Source organism: Pseudomonas sp. A6 (genome assembly GCF_052367875.1).
In the GTDB taxonomy this organism is placed as follows: Bacteria; Pseudomonadota; Gammaproteobacteria; order Pseudomonadales; family Pseudomonadaceae; genus Pseudomonas; species Pseudomonas citronellolis.
Genome location: NZ_CP198970.1, coordinates 5562829 through 5582404 on the forward strand (window position 1 = coordinate 5562829; position 19576 = coordinate 5582404).

Genomic DNA, 19576 nt, shown 5'->3' on the forward strand with positions numbered 1-19576 from the left:
GTCAATCCTCCTCGATCAGGGTGCCCTCGGCACCACCAACAACAATATTCAGCAGCGCGCCCGGCTTGTTCATGTTGAACACCCGCAGCGGCATTTTCTGGTCGCGGCACAGGCAGATGGCGGTCAGGTCCATCACGCCCAGCTTGCGGTCGAGCACTTCATCGTAGGTCAGGCGCTCGAACTTCTCGGCGTTCGGGTCCTTGAACGGATCGGCAGTGTACACACCATCGACCTTGGTCGCCTTCAGCACCACGTCGGCATCGATTTCGATGGCGCGCAGGCAGGCGGCCGAGTCGGTGGTGAAGAAGGGGTTGCCGGTACCGGCGGAGAAGATCACCACTTCGCCGCTGGCGAGGTGGCGCATGGCCTTGCGGCGGTCGTAGTGGTCGGTGACGCCGACCATGCTGATGGCCGACATGACGATGGCGGTGATGTTGGAGCGCTCCAGGGCGTCGCGCATGGCCAGGCCGTTCATCACGGTGGCCAGCATGCCCATGTGGTCGCCGGTGACGCGGTCCATGCCGGCCGCCGACAGGGCCGCGCCGCGGAACAGGTTGCCGCCGCCGATGACCAGGCCGACCTGCACGCCGATACCGACCAGTTGGCCGATCTCCAGGGCCATGCGGTCCAGGACTTTCGGATCGATACCGAACTCTTCGCTGCCCATCAGGGCTTCGCCGCTCAGTTTTAGAAGAATGCGTTTATAGCGAGGTTGACGAGCGCTCAGCTGCTGAGCCATGACCTTTTTCTCCTGCGGCGATGTGGAATGCGGGGCGCCTGTCCGGGCGCCTGTCGGGGAAGCCTGGCCCTACCAGGCTAGCAGCGCCGCGAACCGACGAACGGTGCGAAGCCGCGGAGACCGCCCCGAATGGTCTCCCCACTTTGACGAAGAGGCCGCACGCGCGAGCGGGCAGCCTCTTCCGGGGCGACGGTGGAAACCGTCTTATTGCTTGGATGCAGCTACTTGAGCAGCAACCTCGGCAGCGAAGTCGGCCTCGGCCTTCTCGATGCCCTCGCCCACTTCGAAGCGAACGAAGGAGACGATCTCGGCGCCGGCTTTCTTGGCCAGTTCACCGACCTTGACTTCCGGATCCTTGACGAACGGCTGCTCGACCAGGCTGGCTTCGGCGAGGAACTTGTTGATGCGGCCCTTGACCATGTTCTCGACGATGTTTTCCGGCTTGCCGGCGATCTTGTCGGCGTTCAGCGCCAGGAAGATTTCCTTTTCCTTGGCCACGGCGTCTTCGGAAACCTGCGACGGGTCCAGGAACTGCGGGTTGCTGGCGGCGACGTGCATGGCGATGTCACGGGCCAGTTCAGCGTTGCCGCCTTTCAGGGTGACCAGTACGCCGATGCGGTGACCGTGCAGGTAGGCGCCGACCACGTCGCCTTCGGCGCGGGCCAGACGACGGATGTTGACGTTCTCGCCGCACTTGGCGACCAGGGCTTCACGGGCGGACTCCTGCTCGGCGATCAGCGGAGCGGCGTCGGTCAGCTTCTGCGCGACGGCCTTGTCCAGGCTGGCGGCGACGAAGTTCTTGAAGTCGTCCTGCAGGGCCAGGAAGTCGGTCTGCGAGTTGACTTCGATGATGGTGGCGGCCTTGGCGTCGTCGGCCACTTTCACCGCGATGGAACCTTCGGCGGCGATGTTGCCGGCCTTCTTGGCAGCCTTGATGGCGCCCGAAGCGCGCATGTCGTCGATGGCCTTCTCGATGTCGCCTTCGGCGGCAACCAGGGCCTTCTTGCACTCCATCATGCCCTGGCCGGTGCGCTCGCGCAGTTCTTTAACCAGTGCTGCAGTGATCTCTGCCATTTGCAAATCCTCTTGAGTTGGTTCTCAAAACCAGATCGCCCGGCGGGCCGGGCGGAATTCGGGAGTGGCAAAAAGGGGGCCAGGCCCCCTTTTTGCGCACCGCTGGACGTCTGGACGTCCCGGAATCAGCCTTCGGCGGATTCGGCCGGCGCTTCTTCGACGAACTCGTCGGCACCGCCCTGGGCGTTCTGACGGCCGCGCAGTACGGCTTCGGCCATCGAACCCAGGTAGAGTTGCACGGCGCGGATGGCGTCGTCGTTACCGGGGATGACGTAGTCGACGCCGTCCGGGCTGCTGTTGGTATCGACGATGCCGATGACCGGGATGCCCAGCTTGTTGGCTTCGGTGATGGCGATGCGCTCGTGGTCGACGTCGATCACGAACAGCGCGTCCGGCAGGCCGCCCATGTCCTTGATGCCGCCCAGGCTGCGATCCAGTTTTTCCAGATCACGGGTGCGCATCAGGGCTTCTTTCTTGGTCAGCTTGTCGAAGGTGCCGTCCTGCTGCTGGGTTTCCAGCTCGCGCAGGCGCTTGATCGACTGACGGATGGTCTTGTAGTTGGTGAGCATGCCGCCCAGCCAACGGTGGTCGACGTACGGCATGCCGCAACGGGCGGCTTCTTCGCGAACGATCTTGCCGGCGGAACGCTTGGTGCCGACGAACAGGATCTTGTTCTTGCCCGAGGCCAGGCGCTCAACGAAGGTCAGGGCATCGTTGAACAGCGGCAGGGTCTTTTCCAGGTTGATGATGTGGATCTTGTTGCGCGCGCCGAAAATGAACTTGCCCATTTTCGGGTTCCAGTAACGGGTCTGGTGGCCGAAGTGCACACCGGCCTTCAGCATATCGCGCATGTTGACTTGGGACATGATAGTTCCTCGATAAGTCGGGTTGGGCCTCCATGCATCCCAATGACCAACCCTCCGCACGTGGCGAGAAGGCACCCAGGTCATCGTGTCGATGCATGTGTGGGTTAGGCTTGAACAGGCCATAGCCTGCAAAAGCGGGGCGCTTTATATCACACAAAGCCGCTGGAGGCTAGAAGCTGGAAGCCGGACGACGTACCGCCGCTCTTCGCTTTTCGCAGGAGCGAGCTTGCTCGCGAACGGCGTAGGCGCGAGTCCCGTTCGCGAGCAAGCTCGCTCCTACAAGAGCAGGCATTCCTCGCTCCAGCCTCCAGCCTCCAGCCTCCAGCCTCCAGCCCCATAGAGCCTGCCGCCCGTGAAAATGGTAAGCTATCGCTTTTGCCGTCCGCCCCAGGAAATCCCAATGACCGTCACCATCAAGACGCCCGAAGACATCGAGAAAATGCGCATCGCCGGCCGCCTGGCCGCCGAGGTGCTGGAAATGATCGGCGAGCACGTCAAGCCCGGGGTCACCACCGACGAACTGGACCGCATCTGCCACGACTATATAGTCAACGTCCAGCAGGCCATCCCCGCACCCCTGAACTACAAGGGCTTCCCCAAGTCCATCTGCACCTCGATCAACCACGTCGTCTGCCACGGCATCCCCAACGAGAAGCCGCTCAAGGAAGGCGACATCGTCAACATCGACATCACCGTCATCAAGGACGGCTACCACGGCGACACCAGCAAGATGTTCCTGGTGGGCAAGACCCCGGAGTGGGCCGACCGTCTGTGCCAGATCACCCAGGAATGCATGTACAAGGGCATTTCCGTGGTCAAGCCCGGCGCGCGCCTGGGCGATATCGGCGAGGTGATCCAGAAGTACGCCGAGAAGAACGGCTTCTCGGTGGTCCGCGAGTACTGCGGCCACGGCATCGGCAAGGTGTTCCACGAAGAGCCCCAGGTGCTGCACTACGGCCGCGCCGGCACCGGCCTGGAACTCAAGGAAGGGATGATCTTCACCATCGAGCCGATGATCAACCAGGGCCGCCCGGAAACCCGCCTGCTGGGCGACGGCTGGACCGCCATCACCAAGGACCGCAAGCTCTCCGCCCAGTGGGAGCACACCGTGCTGGTGACCGCCGACGGCTACGAGATCCTCACCCTGCGCAACGACGAGAGCTTCCCGCGCACCAGCGCGTGAGCGGCGTTGCAATCTCGCCGACGGCTGGGTAGAACATAGAAATCCCGGCCCGGCACCCTCGCCGGGCCTGGCGCCACGCGCCCCAGGCCCGGACGATGACTTGCCCCTGCCCTCCCCCCATCCCAGAATCAGGAAGGCCGCCATGCCGCAGGTGGATCCCGAGTTGTTCGACCCTGGGCAGTTCCAGGCGGAACTGGCCCTCAAATCCAGCCCCATCCCCGCCTTCAAGAAGGCCATCCGCCAGGCCAACGAGGTGCTGGACGCGCGCTTCAACGGCGGCCGTGACATCCGCCGGCTGATCGAGGACCGCGCCTGGTTCGTCGACCAGATCCTGCAGCAGGCCTGGCAGCGCTTCGCCTGGTGCGAGGACGCCGACATCGCCCTGGTGGCGGTGGGCGGCTACGGCCGCGGCGAGTTGCACCCGCACTCGGACATCGACATCCTTGTGCTGCTCGACAGCGAGGACCAGGAGGTCTTCCGCGAGCCCATCGAGGGCTTCCTCACCCTGCTCTGGGACATCGGCCTGGAAGTCGGCCAGAGCGTGCGCTCGGTGGCCGAATGCGCCGAGGAAGCGCGCGCCGACCTGACGGTGGTGACCAACCTGATGGAGTGCCGGACCATCTCCGGCCCCGACCACCTGCGCCAGCGCATGCTCGAAGCCACGGCCACCAGCCAGATGTGGCCCAGCGGCCAGTTCTTCCTTGCCAAGCGCAAGGAACAGATCCACCGCCACACCAAATACAACGACACCGAATACAACCTGGAGCCCAACGTGAAGGGCTCGCCCGGCGGGCTGCGCGACATCCAGACCATCCTCTGGGTGGCCCGCCGCCACTTCGGCAGCCTCAACCTGCACGCGCTGGTCAAGGAAGGCTTCCTGGTGGAAAGCGAGTCCAGCGTGCTGGCCTCCTGCCAGGAATTCCTCTGGAAGGTCCGCTACGCCCTGCACATGCTCGCCGGGCGCGCCGAGGACCGCCTGCTGTTCGACCACCAGCGGCGCATCGCCGGGATGCTCGGCTACCAGGACAACGACGCCAAGCTGGCCGTCGAGCGCTTCATGCAGAAGTACTACCGGGTGGTGATGGCGGTCTCCGAGCTGAACGACCTGATCATGCAGCACTTCGAGGAAGTCATCCTGCGCGCCGGCGAAGGCGGCCAGGTGACGCCGCTGAACAGCCGCTTCCAGGTCCGCGACGGCTACCTGGAAGTGACCAACGCCAACGTCTTCAAGCGCACCCCCTTCGCCCTCCTGGAAATCTTCGTGCTGATGGCCCAGCACCCGGCGATCAAGGGCGTGCGCGCCGACACCATTCGTCTGCTGCGCGACAGCCGGCACCTGATCGACGACGACTTCCGCCACGACATCCGCAACACCAGCCTGTTCATCGAGCTGTTCAAGTGCCGCGAAGGCATCCATCGCAACCTGCGGCGGATGAACCGCTACGGCATCCTCGGCCGCTACCTGCCGGAGTTCGGCCTGATCATCGGGCAGATGCAGCACGACCTGTTCCACATCTATACGGTGGACGCCCACACCCTCAACCTGATCAAGCACCTGCGCAAGCTGCAGCGCCCGGACATGGCCGAGAAGTACCCGCTGGCCAGCAAGATCATGGAGCGCCTGCCCAAGCCGGAGCTGATCTACCTCGCCGGGCTCTACCACGACATCGCCAAGGGCCGTGGCGGCGACCATTCCGAGCTGGGCGCGGTGGACGCCGAGCTGTTCTGCCAGCGCCACCAGCTGCCGCAGTGGGACACTCAACTGGTCAGTTGGCTGGTGCAGAACCACCTGGTGATGTCCACCACCGCGCAGCGCAAGGACCTCTCCGACCCGCAGGTGATCTTCGACTTCGCCCAACTGGTCGGCGACCAGACGCGCCTGGACTACCTCTACGTGCTCACCGTGGCCGACATCAACGCCACCAACCCGAGCCTGTGGAACTCCTGGCGCGCCAGCCTGCTGCGCCAGCTCTACACCGAGACCAAGCGCGCCCTGCGCCGCGGCCTGGAGAACCCGCTGGACCGCGAGGAGCAGATCCGCCAGACGCAGAGCGCGGCCATCGACATCCTGGTGCGCGACGGCATCGACCAGGACGACGCCGAGCAGCTCTGGAGCCAGCTGGGCGACGACTACTTCCTGCGCCACAGCGCCGCCGACGTGGCCTGGCATACCGAGGCCATCCTCCAGCACCCGGACGACGGCACGCCGCTGGTGCTGATCAAGGAAACCACCCAGCGCGAGTTCGAGGGCGGCACGCAGATCTTCATCTACGCCGCCGACCAGCACGACTTCTTCGCCGTGACCGTGGCGGCGATGGACCAGCTCAACCTGAACATCCAGGACGCGCGGATCATCACCTCCACCAGCCTGTTCACCCTCGACACCTACATAGTGCTCGACGCCGATGGCGGCTCGATCGGCGACAATCCCCAGCGCATCGCCGAAATCCGCCAGGGCCTGGTAGACGCGCTGAAGAACCCCGACGACTACCCGAACATCATCCAGCGCCGCGTGCCCCGGCAGCTCAAGCACTTCGCCTTCGCGCCGCTGGTGACCATTTCCACCGACGCCTCGCGCCAGGTCAGCGTGCTCGAGGTCATCGCCCCCGACCGCCCGGGCCTGCTGGCGCGCATCGGTGGGCTGTTCCTGGACTTCGACCTGTCGGTGCGCAACGCCAAGATCGCCACCCTCGGCGAGCGCGTGGAGGACGTGTTCTACGTCACCGACGCGCACAACCAGCCACTCTCCGACCCGGACCTGTGCAAGCGACTGCAGGCGGCCCTGGTCGAGCAGCTTTCACAGGCCAACGGCCAGGAAACCGTTCCGGTCCGCATCAGCATCTGACGAGCGATTCACATGAACCCAGACCTCGACCTGCTCCAGCCCTACCCCTTCGAGAAGCTCCGCGCCCTGCTCGCCGGCGCCCAGCCGCCGGCCGGGCTGCCGCACATCGCGCTGTCCATCGGCGAGCCCAAGCACCGCTCGCCGGAATTCGTCGCCAAGGCCCTGGCCGACAGCCTCGACCAACTGGCGGTGTACCCGACTACCCTGGGCCTGCCGGCGCTGCGCGAAACCATCGCCGCCTGGTGCGAGCGCCGCTTCGGCGTCCCCGCAGGCTGGCTGGACGCCGCCCGCCACGTGCTGCCGGTGAACGGCACCCGCGAGGCGCTGTTCGCCTTCACCCAGGCGGTAGTGGACCGCAGCAAGAACGGCCTGGTGATCAGCCCCAACCCCTTCTACCAGATCTACGAAGGCGCGGCCTTGCTGGCCGGCGCGCAACCGCACTACCTGGCCTGCCGCGCCGGGAACGGCTTCAATCCGGACTTCGACGCGGTGCCGGCGGACGTCTGGCAGCGCTGCCAGATCCTCTTCCTCTGCTCCCCGGGCAACCCCACCGGCGCGCTTGTCCCCCTCGCCGAATTGAAGAAGCTGATCGCCCTGGCCGACCAGCACGACTTCCTGATCGCCGCCGACGAGTGCTACAGCGAGCTGTACTTCGACGAGCAGAACCCGCCGCCCGGCCTGCTCAGCGCCTGCGTCGAACTGGGCCGCTCGGACTTCAAGCGCTGCGTGGTGTTCCACAGCCTGTCCAAGCGCTCCAACCTGCCGGGCCTGCGCTCGGGCTTCGTCGCCGGCGACGCCGAGGTGCTGAAGAAATTCCTCCTGTACCGCACCTACCACGGCTGCGCCATGCCGGTGCAGACCCAACTGGCCAGCATCGCCGCCTGGCAGGACGAAGACCACGTGCGCGCCAACCGCGACCTGTACCGCGAGAAGTTCGCCGCGGTGCTGGACATCCTCGCCGGCGTGCTCGACGTGCAGCGCCCGGACGGCAGCTTCTACCTGTGGGCGAAAACGCCCATCGCCGACACCGAGTTCTGCCGTGGCCTGTTCGACCAGCAGCACGTCACCGTGGTGCCGGGCTCCTATCTGTCCCGCGAAGTGAACGGCGAGAACCCCGGCGCCAACCGAGTGCGCATGGCCCTGGTCGCCCCGCTGGCGGAATGCGTGGAAGCGGCCGAACGAATCAAGCGTTTCGTCCAGGCCAGGTAACGCCCTTCCCCTCCCCTGTAGGAGCGAGCTTGCTCGCGAACGGACTCCGCTGCGGGGTTCGTTCGCGAGCAAGGACTAGGCGTCCCCCTAGATCCTACGAAGAGCCTTTTACGGAGCCACCCGGAGCCATGGCCAGGCGGCGGATAACGTCGAACGTTATCCGCCCTACGCCAGGCCCACCCGCGACGTAGGGCGTATAACCGTTCGCGGTTATACGCCGCCTCACCAGGGCCACAGCCCACGCCCAGATCAACCTCGGAGCCGCCTGGAGCCTGCAGCCTGCCGCCTGCAGCCGCTCTACACCCACCGCCCCGCCTTGCTGGTCAGCCAGGCCTCCTGGGAGTCCAGGTCGCCGAGCACCTTGCGCATGGTCTCGTCGTCCACCAGGTTCTCCCGGCGCAGCTGGTACAGCTCCAGGCGCTGAGTGCGCAGCGCCTTGATGCGCAGGGCCTGGTCGGCCAGCTCCAGGCTGCGCGCCCGCTCCCGCGCCTCGGCGCTGTCCGGAGCCGGGTCGAGCTGCTGGCGGTACTCGGCCATCAACCGCGCCTTCACCTCCGCCAACCGCGCAGCCTCCTCGGCATCCACCTTCTCGCCGGCCGGCATTTCCTCCTTCTCCAGCATGCGGATGGCCGCCACCGCGGTGCGCCGCCATACCGAGCGGTACTCCAGCTCGGACTGGTCGTTGCTGGCCACCGGCAGCCCCTTGAGCAAGGCCGGCAGGCCCAGGGTGGCCGCCAGCAGCGAAACCAGGATCACCCCGGCGGCGATGAAGATGATCAGGTCGCGCTGCGGGAAGGCCTCGCCGCTGCCCAGCAGCAGCGGCACCGACAGCACGCCGGCCAGTGTCACCGCCCCGCGCACCCCGCCCAGCGCCGAGATCGCCGACAGCCGCAGCACCGGCTCGCCGGGCTTGCCGCCCAGCTCGATGCCCCACCAGCGCTCGAAGCGCAGAGACAGCTTCCAGTAGCACCAGACCCAGGCGAAACGCAGCAGGATCAGCACGGCGTACACCGCCAGCACGTAGAACAGCAGTTGCGAGGAACGCCACAGGCTGTCGCCGGCGTGGTGCGTCACCGACTTGAGGATGTCCGGCAGTTGCAGGCCCAGCAGCAGGAACACCACGCCGTTGAAGGCGAACTCCAGCATCGACCAGACGCTGCGGTTGAGCACGCGGGTATGGGTCTGTCGCGGCAGCAGGTCGGTCCAGCTCTGCATCATGCCCGCCGCCACCGCCGCGAGAATGCCGGAGACGCCCAGCTCCTCGGCGACCATGTAGACGGCGAAGGGCAGCAACAGCATGAGCACCACGTGGGTGGCCGGGTCGTCCCAGCCGCGGCGGATCATCCAGGCGCGGATGCGCCCCAGCAGCCAGCTCAGCACCACGCCGCAGGCCAGGCCGCCCACCGCCACGAGCAGGAAGCTCAGGCTGGCGTCGAGCAGCGAGAAGGCGCCGGTCATGGCCGCGGCCACGGCGAACTTGAAGGCCACCAGGCCCGAGGCGTCGTTCATCAGCGCCTCGCCCTGCAGCACGTGCATCAGCCGCCGCGGCAGGCGGTTCTGGGCGATCGCCGATACCGCCAGGGCGTCGGTGGGCGACAGCACCGCGGCCAGGGCGAAGGCGGCGGCCCAGGGAATCTCGGGAATCAGCAGATGGATGAAGGCGCCACCGCCAGCCACGGTGAACAGCACCAGGGCGAAGGCCATGGTCAGGATCGGCCAGCGCATCTGCCAGAACTCGCCCTTGGGCATGCGCCAGCCATCGGCGAACAACAGCGGCGGAATGAACAGGAACATGAACAGCTCCGGGTCCAGCGCCACGTGCAACCCCAGGCTGGGCCAGGCCAGGACCGCCCCCGAGGCGATCTGGATCAGCGGCAGCGGCAAGGGCAGCAGTTGCGCCAGCAGGCGCGTGCCCCCGACCACCAGCAGCAGGATGAGCACGGTATAAACGGTTTGCATCGACGATCTCCCAGTCGCCAGTTCGCGGCGCCCCATTTGAACATCCAGAGACGCTCTCCATCAGCCCCCGGGCGAGCAATAGACTATTGCAATCGCAAAAGAATCGTCCCGCCCTCCCCGCCCCCGCAAGTTCACGGGAAAATGGCATAATCCCGCGCTTGCCAAAGGAACGACGAGGAGCGCCGCCCATGACCCAGCGGACCATCTATGGAATCAAGGCCTGCGACACCATGAAGAAAGCCCGCACCTGGCTTGAGGAACACGGCGTCGACTATGCCTTCCACGACTACAAGACTAGCGGAATAGACCGCGCGCACCTTGAACAATGGTGCGCCGAGCATGGCTGGCAGACGGTCCTGAACCGCGCCGGCACCACCTTCCGCAAGCTCGACGAGGCGCAGAAAGCCGACCTCGACGAGTCCCGCGCGATCGAGCTGATGCTCGCCCAGCCGTCGATGATCAAGCGTCCGGTGCTGGACCTTGGCGACCGCACCCTGGTCGGCTTCAAGCCCGACGCCTACGCCGCCGCGCTGGCCTGATACTTTTTTTACCGTTTTTTCGAGGAACCACACATGTCCCAATCCCTCTTCAGTCTGGCCTTCGGCGTCGGCTCCCAGAACCGCCAGGACGCCTGGCTGGAAGTCTTCTACGCGCAACCGCTGCTGAACCCGGCCGCCGAGCTGGTCGCCGCCGTCGCGCCGATCCTCGGTTACGAGAACGGCAACCAGGCCATTGCCTTCAGCAACCAGCAGGCCTACCAACTGGCCGACGCGCTGAAGACCATCGCCCCGGCCCAGGCCGCCCTGCTCAACCGCCTGGCCGAAAGCCAGAAGCCGCTGGTCGCCACCCTGCTGGCCGAAGACGCCGCCCCCGCCTCCACTCCCGAGGCCTACCTGAAGCTGCACCTGCTCTCGCACCGCCTGGTCAAGCCGCATGGCGTCAACCTGTCGGGCATCTTCCCGCTGCTGCCGAACGTGGCCTGGACCAACATCGGCGCCATCGACCTGGCCGAACTGGCCGAGCTGCAACTGGAAGCTCGCCTGAAGGGCAAGCTGCTGGAAGTCTTCTCGGTGGACAAGTTCCCGAAAATGACCGACTACGTGGTCCCGGCCGGCGTGCGCATCGCCGACACCGCCCGCGTGCGACTGGGCGCCTACATCGGCGAAGGCACCACCGTGATGCACGAAGGCTTCGTCAACTTCAACGCCGGCACCCAAGGCCCGGGCATGATCGAAGGCCGCGTCTCGGCCGGCGTGTTCGTCGGCAAGGGTTCGGACCTGGGCGGCGGCTGCTCGACCATGGGCACCCTGTCCGGCGGCGGCAACATCGTCATCAGCGTCGGCGAAGGCTGCCTGATCGGCGCCAACGCCGGCATCGGCATCCCGCTGGGCGACCGCAACATCGTCGAAGCCGGCCTGTACGTCACCGCCGGCACCAAGGTGGCGCTGCTGGACGACCAGAACAACCTGGTCAAGGTGGTCAAGGGCCGCGACCTGGCCGGCCAGCCGGACCTGCTGTTCCGCCGCAACTCGCAGACCGGCGCGGTGGAGTGCAAGACCAACAAGACCGCCATCGAGCTGAACGAAGCGCTGCACGCGCATAACTAAGTCAGAGCTGAAAGCTGGAAGCCAAAAGCCGGAAGCGGGCTGCACAAGGCACTTCCAGCTTCCAGCTTCCAGCTTCAGGCTTACAGCCATGCTTCTTTCCCCCTGGCGCTCCGCCTTCCCTGCCCTCGCCGCGCTGGCAGCCGAGGAGCAGACCTACCTCGACAGCGCCGCCACCGCGCAGAAGCCCCAGGCCATGCTCGACGCCCTGGCCGGCTACTACGCCAGCGGAGCGGCCAACGTCCATCGCGCCCAGCACCTGCCCGGCGAACGCGCCACCCGTGCCTTCGAGGCGACGCGCACACGCCTGGCGCAATGGCTGGACGCCGGCAGCCCGGAACAACTGGTGTTCACCCACGGCGCCACCGAGGCCCTGAACCTGCTGGCCTACGGCCTGGAGCCGCTGTTCGGCGAAGGCGACGAGATCGCCATCAGCGCCCTGGAGCACCACGCCAACCTGCTGCCCTGGCAGCAACTGGCGCTGCGCCGCGGAGCGAAGCTGGTGGTGCTGCCGCTGGACGACCGCGGGGTCATCGACCTGGAGGCCGCCAGGCAGCTGATCGGCCCGAGCACCCGCCTGCTCGCCGTGAGTCAGTTGTCCAACGTGCTCGGCACCTGGCAGCCACTGCCGGAGCTGCTGGCCCTGGCCCGCGCGCAAGGCGCGCTGAGCGTGGTGGACGGCGCCCAGGGCGTGGTCCATGGCCGGCACAGCCTGTCCGCCCTGGGCTGCGACTTCTACGTGTTCTCCAGCCACAAGCTCTACGGCCCCGAGGGCCTGGGCCTGCTCTGGGGCCGCGCGGACGCGCTGGCGCGCCTGCGCCACTGGCAGTTCGGCGGCGAGATGGTGCAGAACGCCGATTACCAGAGCGCGCACTTCCGCCCGGCGCCGCTGGGCTTCGAAGCCGGCACTCCGGCCATAGGCGCGGTGATCGGCCTGGGCGCCAGCCTCGACTGGCTGACCCGCCAGGACGCCGCGGAAATGGCCGCCCACGAGGCCCTGCTGCACGCACAGCTGCTGGCCGGGCTGCGCGCCCGCGACGGTGTGCGCCTGCTGGGCGAACCCCAGGCGGCGCTGGCCAGCTTCGTGGTGCGGGACGTGCACAGCGCCGACCTTGCCCATCTGCTCACCGAACAGGGCGTGGCGGTGCGCGCCGGACACCATTGCGCCATGCCGCTGCTCAAGCGCCTGGGCCTGCCCGGCGCCATCCGCGTATCCCTCGCCCTGTATAACGACGGCGCCGACCTGGAGCGCTTCTTCCGCGCCCTCGACGGCGCCCTGGAACTGCTGCGATGAGCCTCCCCGAAGCCGCCCGCCAGGCACTGGAAGCCTTTGCCGGCCAAGCCTCCTGGGAACAGCGCGCGCGCCTGCTGATGCAGTGGGGCGACAGACTGGAGCCGCTGGGCGAGGAAGAACGCAACGAAGCCAACCGCATCCACGGCTGCGAAAGCCTGGTCTGGCTGGTGGCCGAACAACGCGATGGCGCCTGGCACTTCCGCGCCACCAGCGACGCACGCCTGCTGCGCGGATTGATCGCGCTGCTGCTGGTGCGGGTGCAGGGGCTGCCGGGGGATGAACTGGCGCAACTGGACCTGGGCCAATGGTTCAACGACCTGGGCCTGGGCCGGCAGTTGTCGCCCTCGCGCAGCAATGGCCTGAATGCGGTGCTCCAACGCATGCGCGAACTCGTTTCGTAGGAGCGAGCTTGCTCGCGAACAACCGAGTCAAGCTCAACTCCGGAGCGATATCGAAGTCCGTCCCCTCTCCCCAGCCCTCTCCCTGAAGGGAGAGGGGGCTAGTCCGTGCCGAGAGAAAGAATGGTTTCAGCTGGAAACCTTCGATGTTGCCGGCTAACTCCAGAACACCCAGCTCTGCCCAACGGTCCCCTCTCCCTTCAGGGAGAGGGTTAGGGAGAGGGAGCGGAGTAACAGCAAACACCTCGATAACAGGTGAGCACCGTTCGCGTTAAGAGGGATTTCCAGCCGCGCTACGCTCCGAAGGCCGCCGCGCCCCCGCCACCAACTTATCCACAGCCCTGGCCGCCGCAGCCATGCCAAAGGTGGCCGTAACCATCATCACCGCCCCGAAACCACCCGCGCAGTCCAGCTTCACCCCTTCCCCGACGAAGCCCTTGGCCTGGCACACGCTGCCATCCGGCTTGGGGTAGCGCAGCTGCTCGGTGGAAAACACGCAGGGCACGCTGTAATGCCGCCCCGGCGTGCGCGAGAAGTTGTAGTCGCGGCGCAGCAGCGAGCGCACCTTGGCCGCCAGCGGGTCGTTGAAGGTCTTGTTCAGGTCGGCCACCTGGATCTGCGTCGGGTCGACCTGGCCGCCGGCGCCGCCGGTGGTGACGATCTGGATCTTGCGCCGCTTGCACCAGGCGATCAGCGCCGCCTTGGCCGGCACGCTGTCGATGCAGTCGATGACGAAGTCCATGTCGGTGGTGATGCAGTCGGCCATGCTCTCGCGGGTGACGAAGTCCGCCACCGCGTGGACCTTGCACGCCGGGTTGATGGAGCGGATGCGCTCGGCCATCACCTCCACCTTGGGCTTGCCCACGGCGCCTTCCAGGGCGTGGACCTGGCGGTTGGTGTTGGTCACGCAGACGTCGTCCAGGTCGAACAGGGAAATCTCGCCGACGCCACTGCGCGCCAGCGCCTCGGCCACCCAGGAGCCGACGCCGCCGATGCCGACCACCGCCACGTGGGCCGCGGCCAGGCGCTCCAGGCCCTGGGTGCCGTACAGGCGGGCGATGCCACCGAAACGCTGATCGTCCACTACCATCACAGTGTCTCCGCAAAAAACGCCCGGCATTCTATAGGAAGGTGGCCGCCGGGGCCGGCCGAATTGACGCCCGGCAAGGCCGGCGCCGGCTACCCGGGACATTCTACGCCGGCCCCGGAGCGCCGGACGGGAGCTATACACCCAGGGGGGTGCGGGGTAGGATGCGCGCCGACCCGTTCCCGGCCCCGAAACACCGACAGGAACCCGATCGCTCCATGCCATCACGCAAATTCGGCCTCAATCTGGTCGTGCTGGTCGCCCTGGCCGCCCTGCTCACCGGCGTCTGGGCCCTGTACAACCGCCCGGTGAGCGCGCCGGACTGGCCGGAAAGCATCTCCGGCTTCTCCTTCTCGCCCTTCCGCCTGGACCAGAGCCCGCAGAGCGGCCGCTTCCCCAGCGACGAGCAGATCCGCTCGGATCTGGAACTGGTCTCGCGGATGACCGAGAACATCCGCACCTACTCGACCAAGGGCAGCCTTTCCGACATCCCCTTCCTCGCCGAGGAGTACGGGATGCGCGTCAGCCTGGGCATCTGGATCAGCGCCGACGAGGCCGAGAACGAGGCGGAGATCGCCCGCGGCATCGAGATCGCCAACCGCTCGCGCAGCGTGGTGCGGGTGATAGTCGGCAACGAGGCGCTGTTCCGCCGCGAAGTCACCAAGGACCAGTTGATCGGCTACCTCGACCGCGTCCGCGCCGCGGTGAAGGTGCCGGTGACCACCGCCGAGCAGTGGCACATCTATGAGAAGTACCCGGAACTGGCCCAGCACGTCGACCTGATCGCCGCCCACGTGCTGCCCTACTGGGAATTCGTGCCCATGCAGGATTCGGTGCAGTTCGTCCTGGACCGCGCCCGCGACCTGCGCCTGAAGTTTCCGAAAAAGCCGCTGCTGCTGGCCGAGGTCGGCTGGCCCAGCAACGGCCGCATGCGCGGCGGCGCCACCGCCACCCAGGCAGACCAGGCCATCTACCTGCGCGAACTGACCAACGCGCTGAACAAGAAGGGCTACAACTACTTCGTGGTCGAGGCCTTCGACCAGCCGTGGAAATACACCGACGAAGGCTCGGTGGGCGCCTACTGGGGCGTGTTCAACGCCGCGCGCCAGCCCAAGTTCAACTTCCAGGGCCCGGTGGTGGCCATTCCCAAGTGGCGCGTGCTGGCCATCGCCTCGGTGGTGCTCGCGCTGCTCACCTTCACCCTGCTGCTGATCGACAGCAGCGCCCTGCGCCAGCGCGGGCGGACCTTCCTCGCCGTGGTCTCGTTCGTCTGCGCGTCCATCCTGGTGTGGATCGGCTACGACTACAGCCAGCAGTACAGCACCTGGTTCAGCATCACCGTCGGCGTATTGCTGGGCATAGGCGCGCTGGGCGTGGTGATAGTGCTGTTCACCGAGGCCCACGAGCTGGCCGAGGCCGTGTGGACGCGCAAGCGCCGCCGCCTGTTCCTGCCGGTCACCGCGGCCGACGCCTACCGGCCCAAGGTCTCCATCCACGTGCCCTGCTACAACGAGCCGCCGGAGATGCTCAAGGAGACGCTGAACGCCCTGGCCAGGCTCGACTACCCGGACTTCGAGGTCCTGGTGATCGACAACAACACCAAGGACCCGGCCGTGTGGGAGCCGGTGCAAGCCCACTGCGAACTGCTCGGCCCGCGCTTCCGCTTCTTCCACGTGGCGCCCCTGGCCGGCTTCAAGGGCGGCGCGCTGAACTACGCGCTGCAGTTCGTCGCGCCCGACGCCGAGGTGATCGCGGTGATCGACTCCGACTACTGCGTCGAACCGGACTGGCTCAAGCACATGGTGCCGCACTTCGCCGACGCGCAGATCGCCGTGGTGCAGTCGCCGCAGGACTACCGCGACCAGCACGAGAGCGCCTTCAAGCGCCTGTGCTACGCCGAGTACAAGGGCTTCTTCCACATCGGCATGGTCACCCGCAACGACCGCGACGCGATCATCGAGCACGGCACCATGACCATGGTCCGGCGCCAGGTGCTGGACGAGCTGAAGTGGGCCGAATGGTGCATCACCGAAGACGCCGAGCTGGGCCTGCGGGTGTTCGAGCGTGGCCTCTCGGCGGCCTACTTCGAGCGCAGCTACGGCAAGGGCCTGATGCCCGACACCTTCATCGACTTCAAGAAGCAGCGCTTCCGCTGGGCCTACGGCGCCATCCAGATCATGAAGCGCCACACCGACGCCTTGCTGCGCGGCCGCGGCCCGGATGGCAGCAAGCTGACCGGTGGCCAGCGCTACCACTTCGTCGCCGGCTGGCTGCCGTGGATCGCCGACGGCATGAACATCTTCTTCACCCTCGGCGCGCTGCTCTGGTCGGCGGCGATGATCATCGTGCCCAAGCGCGTCGACCCGCCGCTGCTGATCTTCGCGATCCTGCCGCTGACGCTGTTCGCCTTCAAGGTCGGCAAGATCCTCTTCCTCTACCGCCGCACCGTGGGCGTGAACCTGCGCGACGCGCTGTTCGCCGCGCTGGCCGGGCTGTCGCTGTCGCACACCATCGCCAAGGCGGTGCTGTACGGCTTCGTCACCCGCTCCATCCCGTTCTTCCGCACGCCGAAGATGCGCTCCAGCCACGGCCTGCTGGTGGTCCTGGCGGAGGCCCGCGAGGAAGTCTTCATCATGCTCCTGCTGTGGGGCGCCGCCCTGGGCATCGTGCTGGTGCAGGGCGTGCCCAGCCCGGACCTGATGTTCTGGGTGGTGATGCTGCTGGTGCAGTCGCTGCCGTACCTGGCGGCGCTGATCATGGCCCTGCTCTCCTCGCTGCCGCGCCCGCGCGAGGAAGAGGCGCCGAGCGGTTCCGAGCAGGTGGGCTGAACGGCCAGGCGCTTTTCGTAGGATGGGTTGAGCCTTGGCGATACCCATGCGGTCATGGCGATGGGTATCGCTTCGCTCAACACCATCCTACGAAAAGCCATGCTCGCTCATACGCCATCCCCCGCACCCTGCTCCTTGTAGGAGCGCGCCCTGCGCGCGAAATCGCGGGCAGGGCCCGCTCCTACAGGTGGGCCCAGAGTCGGAGGCATCGTAGGAGCGAGCTTGCTCGCGAACGGACTCTTCGCCCCTACGCGCATCCTGCCAGGGAAACCGCTGCGACCAGACGACGCGCTGTCCCCGCGCTTTTGCTTTAAGATGTGCGCCTTTTCCGTTTCACCCTGGATGCCTTGCCCATGTCCCTGTCGCCGACCCTGGCCCTCGCCTGCGAGCTGATCCGCCGGCCCTCCGTCACCCCCGTCGATGCCGACTGCCAGCAGCTGATGATGCAGCGCCTGGCCGCCTGCGGCTTCGACCTGGAGCCGATGCGCATCGAAGAAGTGGACAACTTCTGGGCCCGCCGTGCCGGCCGTGACGGCGGCGAAGGCCCGGTGCTGTGCTTCGCCGGCCATACTGACGTGGTCCCCACCGGCCCCGCGCAGGCCTGGCAGCACCAGCCGTTCGACGCCCTGATCGACGCCGACGGCATGCTCTGCGGGCGCGGCGCGGCGGATATGAAGGGCAGCCTAGCGGCCATGATCATCGCCACCGAGCGCTTCGTCGTCGAGCACCCGGACCACCGCGGCAGCATCGCCTACCTGATCACCAGCGACGAGGAAGGCCCGGCGCAGCACGGCACCAAGGCCGTGGTCGAGCACCTGCGCGCGCGCAACGAGCGCCTGGACTGGTGCATCGTCGGCGAGCCGTCGAGCACCACCCTGGTCGGCGACGTGGTCAAGAACGGCCGCCGCGGCTCCCTCGGCGCCACCCTCAAGGTGCGCGGCGTGCAGGGCCACGTGGCCTACCCGCACCTGGCGAAGAACCCCATCCACCTGGCCGCCCCGGCCCTGGCCGAGCTGGCCGCCGAGCACTGGGACGACGGCAACGCCTTCTTCCCGCCGACCAGCTTCCAGATCTCCAACATCAACGGCGGCACCGGCGCCACCAACGTCATCCCCGGCGAGCTGGTGGTGGTGTTCAACTTCCGTTTCTCCACCGAATCCACCCCGGAGGGGCTGCAGCAGCGCGTCGCCACCATCCTCGACAAGCACGGCCTGGACTGGCACATCGACTGGGCGCTGTCCGGCCTGCCGTTCCTCACCGAGCCGGGCGAACTGCTCGACGCCGTGGCCGCCAGCATCCAGGCGGTCACCGGCCGGCAGACCACCCCCTCGACCTCCGGCGGCACCTCGGACGGGCGCTTCATCGCCACCCTGGGCACCCAGGTGGTCGAACTGGGCCCGGTCAACGCCACCATCCACCAGGTCAACGAGCGGGTGCTGGCCAGCGACCTCGACCTGCTGAGCGAAATCTACTACCAGACCCTGGTGCGGCTGCTGGCATGAAAGACGTGAAGAAAGGCTTCTGCCTGGCCGCCACCCAACCCGACATCCCACCGCCGGCCCCGGCCGCCGAGCGGCGCTACGCCCTGCGCAGCTACCAGCTCAACCTGCGCCAGCGCAGCCTGCCGCTGCTCACCGTGCTGAGCCCGCTGCGCACGGAGCGCAAGGACTGAGATGCTCACCTGCCCGATCTGCCAGGCGCCGCTGGAACACCTCGACAACAGCGTGAAGTGCCCCGCCGGGCACAGTTTCGACCGCGCGCGCCAGGGCTACCTGAACCTGCTGCCGGTACAGCACAAGAAAAGCCGCGACCCGGGCGACAACGCCGCCATGGTCGAGGCCCGCCGCCAGTTCCTCGGCGCCGGCCACTACGCCCCGCTGGCCCGGCGCCTGGCGGAGCTGGCCGCCGAACGCGCGCCGGCGCGCTGGCTCGACATCGGCTGCGGCGAGGGCTACTACACTGCCCAGCTCGCCGAGGCCCTGCCCGATAGCGACGGCTACGCCCTGGACATCTCCCGCGAGGCGGTGAAAGCCGCCTGCCGCCGCGCCCCGCAGCTGACCTGGATGGTCGCCAGCATGGCCCGGGTGCCACTGGCCGACGCCAGCTGCCAGTTGCTGGCCAGCGTCTTCAGCCCCATCGACTGGAACGAGGCCGCGCGCCTACTGGCCCCCGGCGGCGGCGTGCTGCGCCTGGGCCCGGGCCGCGACCACCTGCTGGAACTGCGCCAGCGCCTGTACGACGAGGTGCGCGAGTACGTCGACGACAAGCACCTGGCCGACCTGCCGCCGAGCCTGGCCCTGGCCCATACGGAAAGCCTGAATTTCCACCTGGCCCTGGACAGTCGCGAAGCCCGCGAAACGCTGCTGGCGATGACGCCCCACGGCTGGCGGGTCAACCCGCAGCGCCGCGAGCGCATCCTCGCCGAGCCCTTCGAGGTCACGGTGGCGGTGCGCTACGATTGGCTGGAACGCCAAACCCCCTGACGAGGAC

16 protein-coding genes are annotated in these 19576 nt (G+C 67.1%); 11 read left to right on the forward strand and 5 right to left on the reverse strand.

Going from position 1 to position 19576, the window contains the following annotated elements:
• Position 1 precedes the first annotated feature (1 nt).
• From pyrH to rpsB, 3 genes are all read right to left on the reverse strand, one after another.
• The gene (gene pyrH / locus ACTWJ5_RS24435; protein WP_009616635.1) at positions 2-739 is read right to left on the reverse strand and encodes a UMP kinase; all 738 of its coding nucleotides are present in this window, start codon (positions 737-739) and stop codon (positions 2-4) included.
• 204 nt (positions 740-943) lie between these two features.
• Positions 944-1813 (reverse strand): translation elongation factor Ts, encoded by an 870-nt coding sequence (gene tsf, locus ACTWJ5_RS24440; protein ID WP_074985307.1) that lies wholly within the window; start codon positions 1811-1813, stop codon positions 944-946.
• A 125-nt stretch (positions 1814-1938) separates the two neighbouring features.
• The gene (gene rpsB / locus ACTWJ5_RS24445) at positions 1939-2679 is read right to left on the reverse strand and encodes a 30S ribosomal protein S2 (protein ID WP_074985305.1); all 741 of its coding nucleotides are present in this window, start codon (positions 2677-2679) and stop codon (positions 1939-1941) included.
• Between the two features lie 400 nt (positions 2680-3079).
• Here rpsB and map point away from each other — a divergent pair, with 400 nt between their 5' ends.
• The 3 genes from map (at position 3080) to dapC (ending at position 7916) form a co-directional block, all read left to right on the forward strand.
• The gene (gene map, locus ACTWJ5_RS24450) at positions 3080-3862 is read left to right on the forward strand and encodes a type I methionyl aminopeptidase (protein ID WP_009616630.1); all 783 of its coding nucleotides are present in this window, start codon (positions 3080-3082) and stop codon (positions 3860-3862) included.
• A gap of 142 nt (positions 3863-4004) precedes the next feature.
• A complete protein-coding gene (locus ACTWJ5_RS24455) occupies positions 4005-6707 on the forward strand; it encodes a [protein-PII] uridylyltransferase (RefSeq protein WP_253408201.1) in 2703 nt (900 codons plus the stop codon).
• Positions 6708-6719: 12 nt separating this feature from the next.
• The gene (dapC, locus tag ACTWJ5_RS24460) at positions 6720-7916 is read left to right on the forward strand and encodes a succinyldiaminopimelate transaminase (RefSeq protein ID WP_444436721.1); all 1197 of its coding nucleotides are present in this window, start codon (positions 6720-6722) and stop codon (positions 7914-7916) included.
• A gap of 297 nt (positions 7917-8213) precedes the next feature.
• Here the strand turns inward: dapC and ACTWJ5_RS24465 are convergent, their stop codons facing one another.
• On the reverse strand, positions 8214-9875 hold the full coding sequence (locus ACTWJ5_RS24465; protein WP_061562512.1) for a Na+/H+ antiporter: 1662 nt from the start codon (positions 9873-9875) through the stop codon (positions 8214-8216).
• Between the two features lie 188 nt (positions 9876-10063).
• On the opposite strand from ACTWJ5_RS24465, the gene ACTWJ5_RS24470 reads away from it, so the two are divergent.
• From ACTWJ5_RS24470 to ACTWJ5_RS24485, 4 genes are all read left to right on the forward strand, one after another.
• Positions 10064-10414, forward strand: a complete 351-nt coding sequence (locus ACTWJ5_RS24470) for an ArsC family reductase (protein WP_009616622.1) — start codon at positions 10064-10066, stop codon at positions 10412-10414.
• A 33-nt stretch (positions 10415-10447) separates the two neighbouring features.
• Positions 10448-11482: a 2,3,4,5-tetrahydropyridine-2,6-dicarboxylate N-succinyltransferase gene (dapD, locus tag ACTWJ5_RS24475; protein WP_074985294.1), complete on the forward strand. Its 1035-nt coding sequence runs from the start codon at positions 10448-10450 to the stop codon at positions 11480-11482.
• A gap of 88 nt (positions 11483-11570) precedes the next feature.
• Entirely contained in the window at positions 11571-12773 is a 1203-nt protein-coding gene (locus ACTWJ5_RS24480) for an aminotransferase class V-fold PLP-dependent enzyme (protein ID WP_444436723.1), read from the forward strand.
• A complete protein-coding gene (locus ACTWJ5_RS24485) occupies positions 12770-13174 on the forward strand; it encodes a SufE family protein (RefSeq protein WP_444436724.1) in 405 nt (134 codons plus the stop codon). Before ACTWJ5_RS24480 ends, ACTWJ5_RS24485 begins: the two co-directional genes overlap by 4 nt.
• Positions 13175-13442: 268 nt before the next feature.
• Here the strand turns inward: ACTWJ5_RS24485 and tcdA are convergent, their stop codons facing one another.
• Entirely contained in the window at positions 13443-14261 is an 819-nt protein-coding gene (tcdA, locus tag ACTWJ5_RS24490; RefSeq protein WP_444436725.1) for a tRNA cyclic N6-threonylcarbamoyladenosine(37) synthase TcdA, read from the reverse strand.
• 215 nt (positions 14262-14476) lie between these two features.
• Between tcdA and ACTWJ5_RS24495 the strand changes: the two genes are divergently transcribed.
• The 4 genes from ACTWJ5_RS24495 (at position 14477) to ACTWJ5_RS24510 (ending at position 19569) form a co-directional block, all read left to right on the forward strand.
• Positions 14477-17086 carry a glycosyltransferase gene (locus ACTWJ5_RS24495; protein ID WP_444436726.1) on the forward strand — a complete coding sequence of 870 codons (2610 nt, stop codon included), beginning with the start codon at positions 14477-14479 and terminating at the stop codon, positions 17084-17086.
• Positions 17087-17439: 353 nt separating this feature from the next.
• Entirely contained in the window at positions 17440-18588 is a 1149-nt protein-coding gene (gene dapE, locus ACTWJ5_RS24500) for a succinyl-diaminopimelate desuccinylase (RefSeq protein WP_444436727.1), read from the forward strand.
• Complete coding sequence (locus ACTWJ5_RS24505) at positions 18585-18758, forward strand: hypothetical protein (protein ID WP_167361010.1); 174 nt, start codon at positions 18585-18587, stop codon at positions 18756-18758. The genes dapE and ACTWJ5_RS24505 overlap by 4 nt, the downstream gene beginning before the upstream one ends.
• Before the next feature lies 1 nt (position 18759).
• Entirely contained in the window at positions 18760-19569 is an 810-nt protein-coding gene (locus ACTWJ5_RS24510; protein WP_444436728.1) for a putative RNA methyltransferase, read from the forward strand.
• Positions 19570-19576 lie beyond the last annotated feature (7 nt).

Bases quoted from the DNA above. Each gene is read 5' to 3' on its own strand.
- ACTWJ5_RS24465 (WP_061562512.1), bottom strand. From the start codon at position 9,875: ATGCAAACCGTTTATACCGTGCTCATCCTGCTGCTGGTGGTCGGGGGC.
- ACTWJ5_RS24470 (WP_009616622.1), top strand. From the start codon at position 10,064: ATGACCCAGCGGACCATCTATGGAATCAAGGCCTGCGACACCATGAAG.
- tcdA (WP_444436725.1), bottom strand. From the start codon at position 14,261: ATGGTAGTGGACGATCAGCGTTTCGGTGGCATCGCCCGCCTGTACGGC.
- ACTWJ5_RS24455 (WP_253408201.1), top strand. From the start codon at position 4,005: ATGCCGCAGGTGGATCCCGAGTTGTTCGACCCTGGGCAGTTCCAGGCG.
- ACTWJ5_RS24510 (WP_444436728.1), top strand. From the start codon at position 18,760: ATGCTCACCTGCCCGATCTGCCAGGCGCCGCTGGAACACCTCGACAAC.
- tsf (WP_074985307.1), bottom strand. From the start codon at position 1,813: ATGGCAGAGATCACTGCAGCACTGGTTAAAGAACTGCGCGAGCGCACC.
- dapC (WP_444436721.1), top strand. From the start codon at position 6,720: ATGAACCCAGACCTCGACCTGCTCCAGCCCTACCCCTTCGAGAAGCTC.
- ACTWJ5_RS24505 (WP_167361010.1), top strand. From the start codon at position 18,585: ATGAAAGACGTGAAGAAAGGCTTCTGCCTGGCCGCCACCCAACCCGAC.
- map (WP_009616630.1), top strand. From the start codon at position 3,080: ATGACCGTCACCATCAAGACGCCCGAAGACATCGAGAAAATGCGCATC.
- rpsB (WP_074985305.1), bottom strand. From the start codon at position 2,679: ATGTCCCAAGTCAACATGCGCGATATGCTGAAGGCCGGTGTGCACTTC.
- dapD (WP_074985294.1), top strand. From the start codon at position 10,448: ATGTCCCAATCCCTCTTCAGTCTGGCCTTCGGCGTCGGCTCCCAGAAC.
- ACTWJ5_RS24485 (WP_444436724.1), top strand. From the start codon at position 12,770: ATGAGCCTCCCCGAAGCCGCCCGCCAGGCACTGGAAGCCTTTGCCGGC.
- dapE (WP_444436727.1), top strand. From the start codon at position 17,440: ATGTCCCTGTCGCCGACCCTGGCCCTCGCCTGCGAGCTGATCCGCCGG.
- pyrH (WP_009616635.1), bottom strand. From the start codon at position 739: ATGGCTCAGCAGCTGAGCGCTCGTCAACCTCGCTATAAACGCATTCTT.
- ACTWJ5_RS24495 (WP_444436726.1), top strand. From the start codon at position 14,477: ATGCCATCACGCAAATTCGGCCTCAATCTGGTCGTGCTGGTCGCCCTG.
- ACTWJ5_RS24480 (WP_444436723.1), top strand. From the start codon at position 11,571: ATGCTTCTTTCCCCCTGGCGCTCCGCCTTCCCTGCCCTCGCCGCGCTG.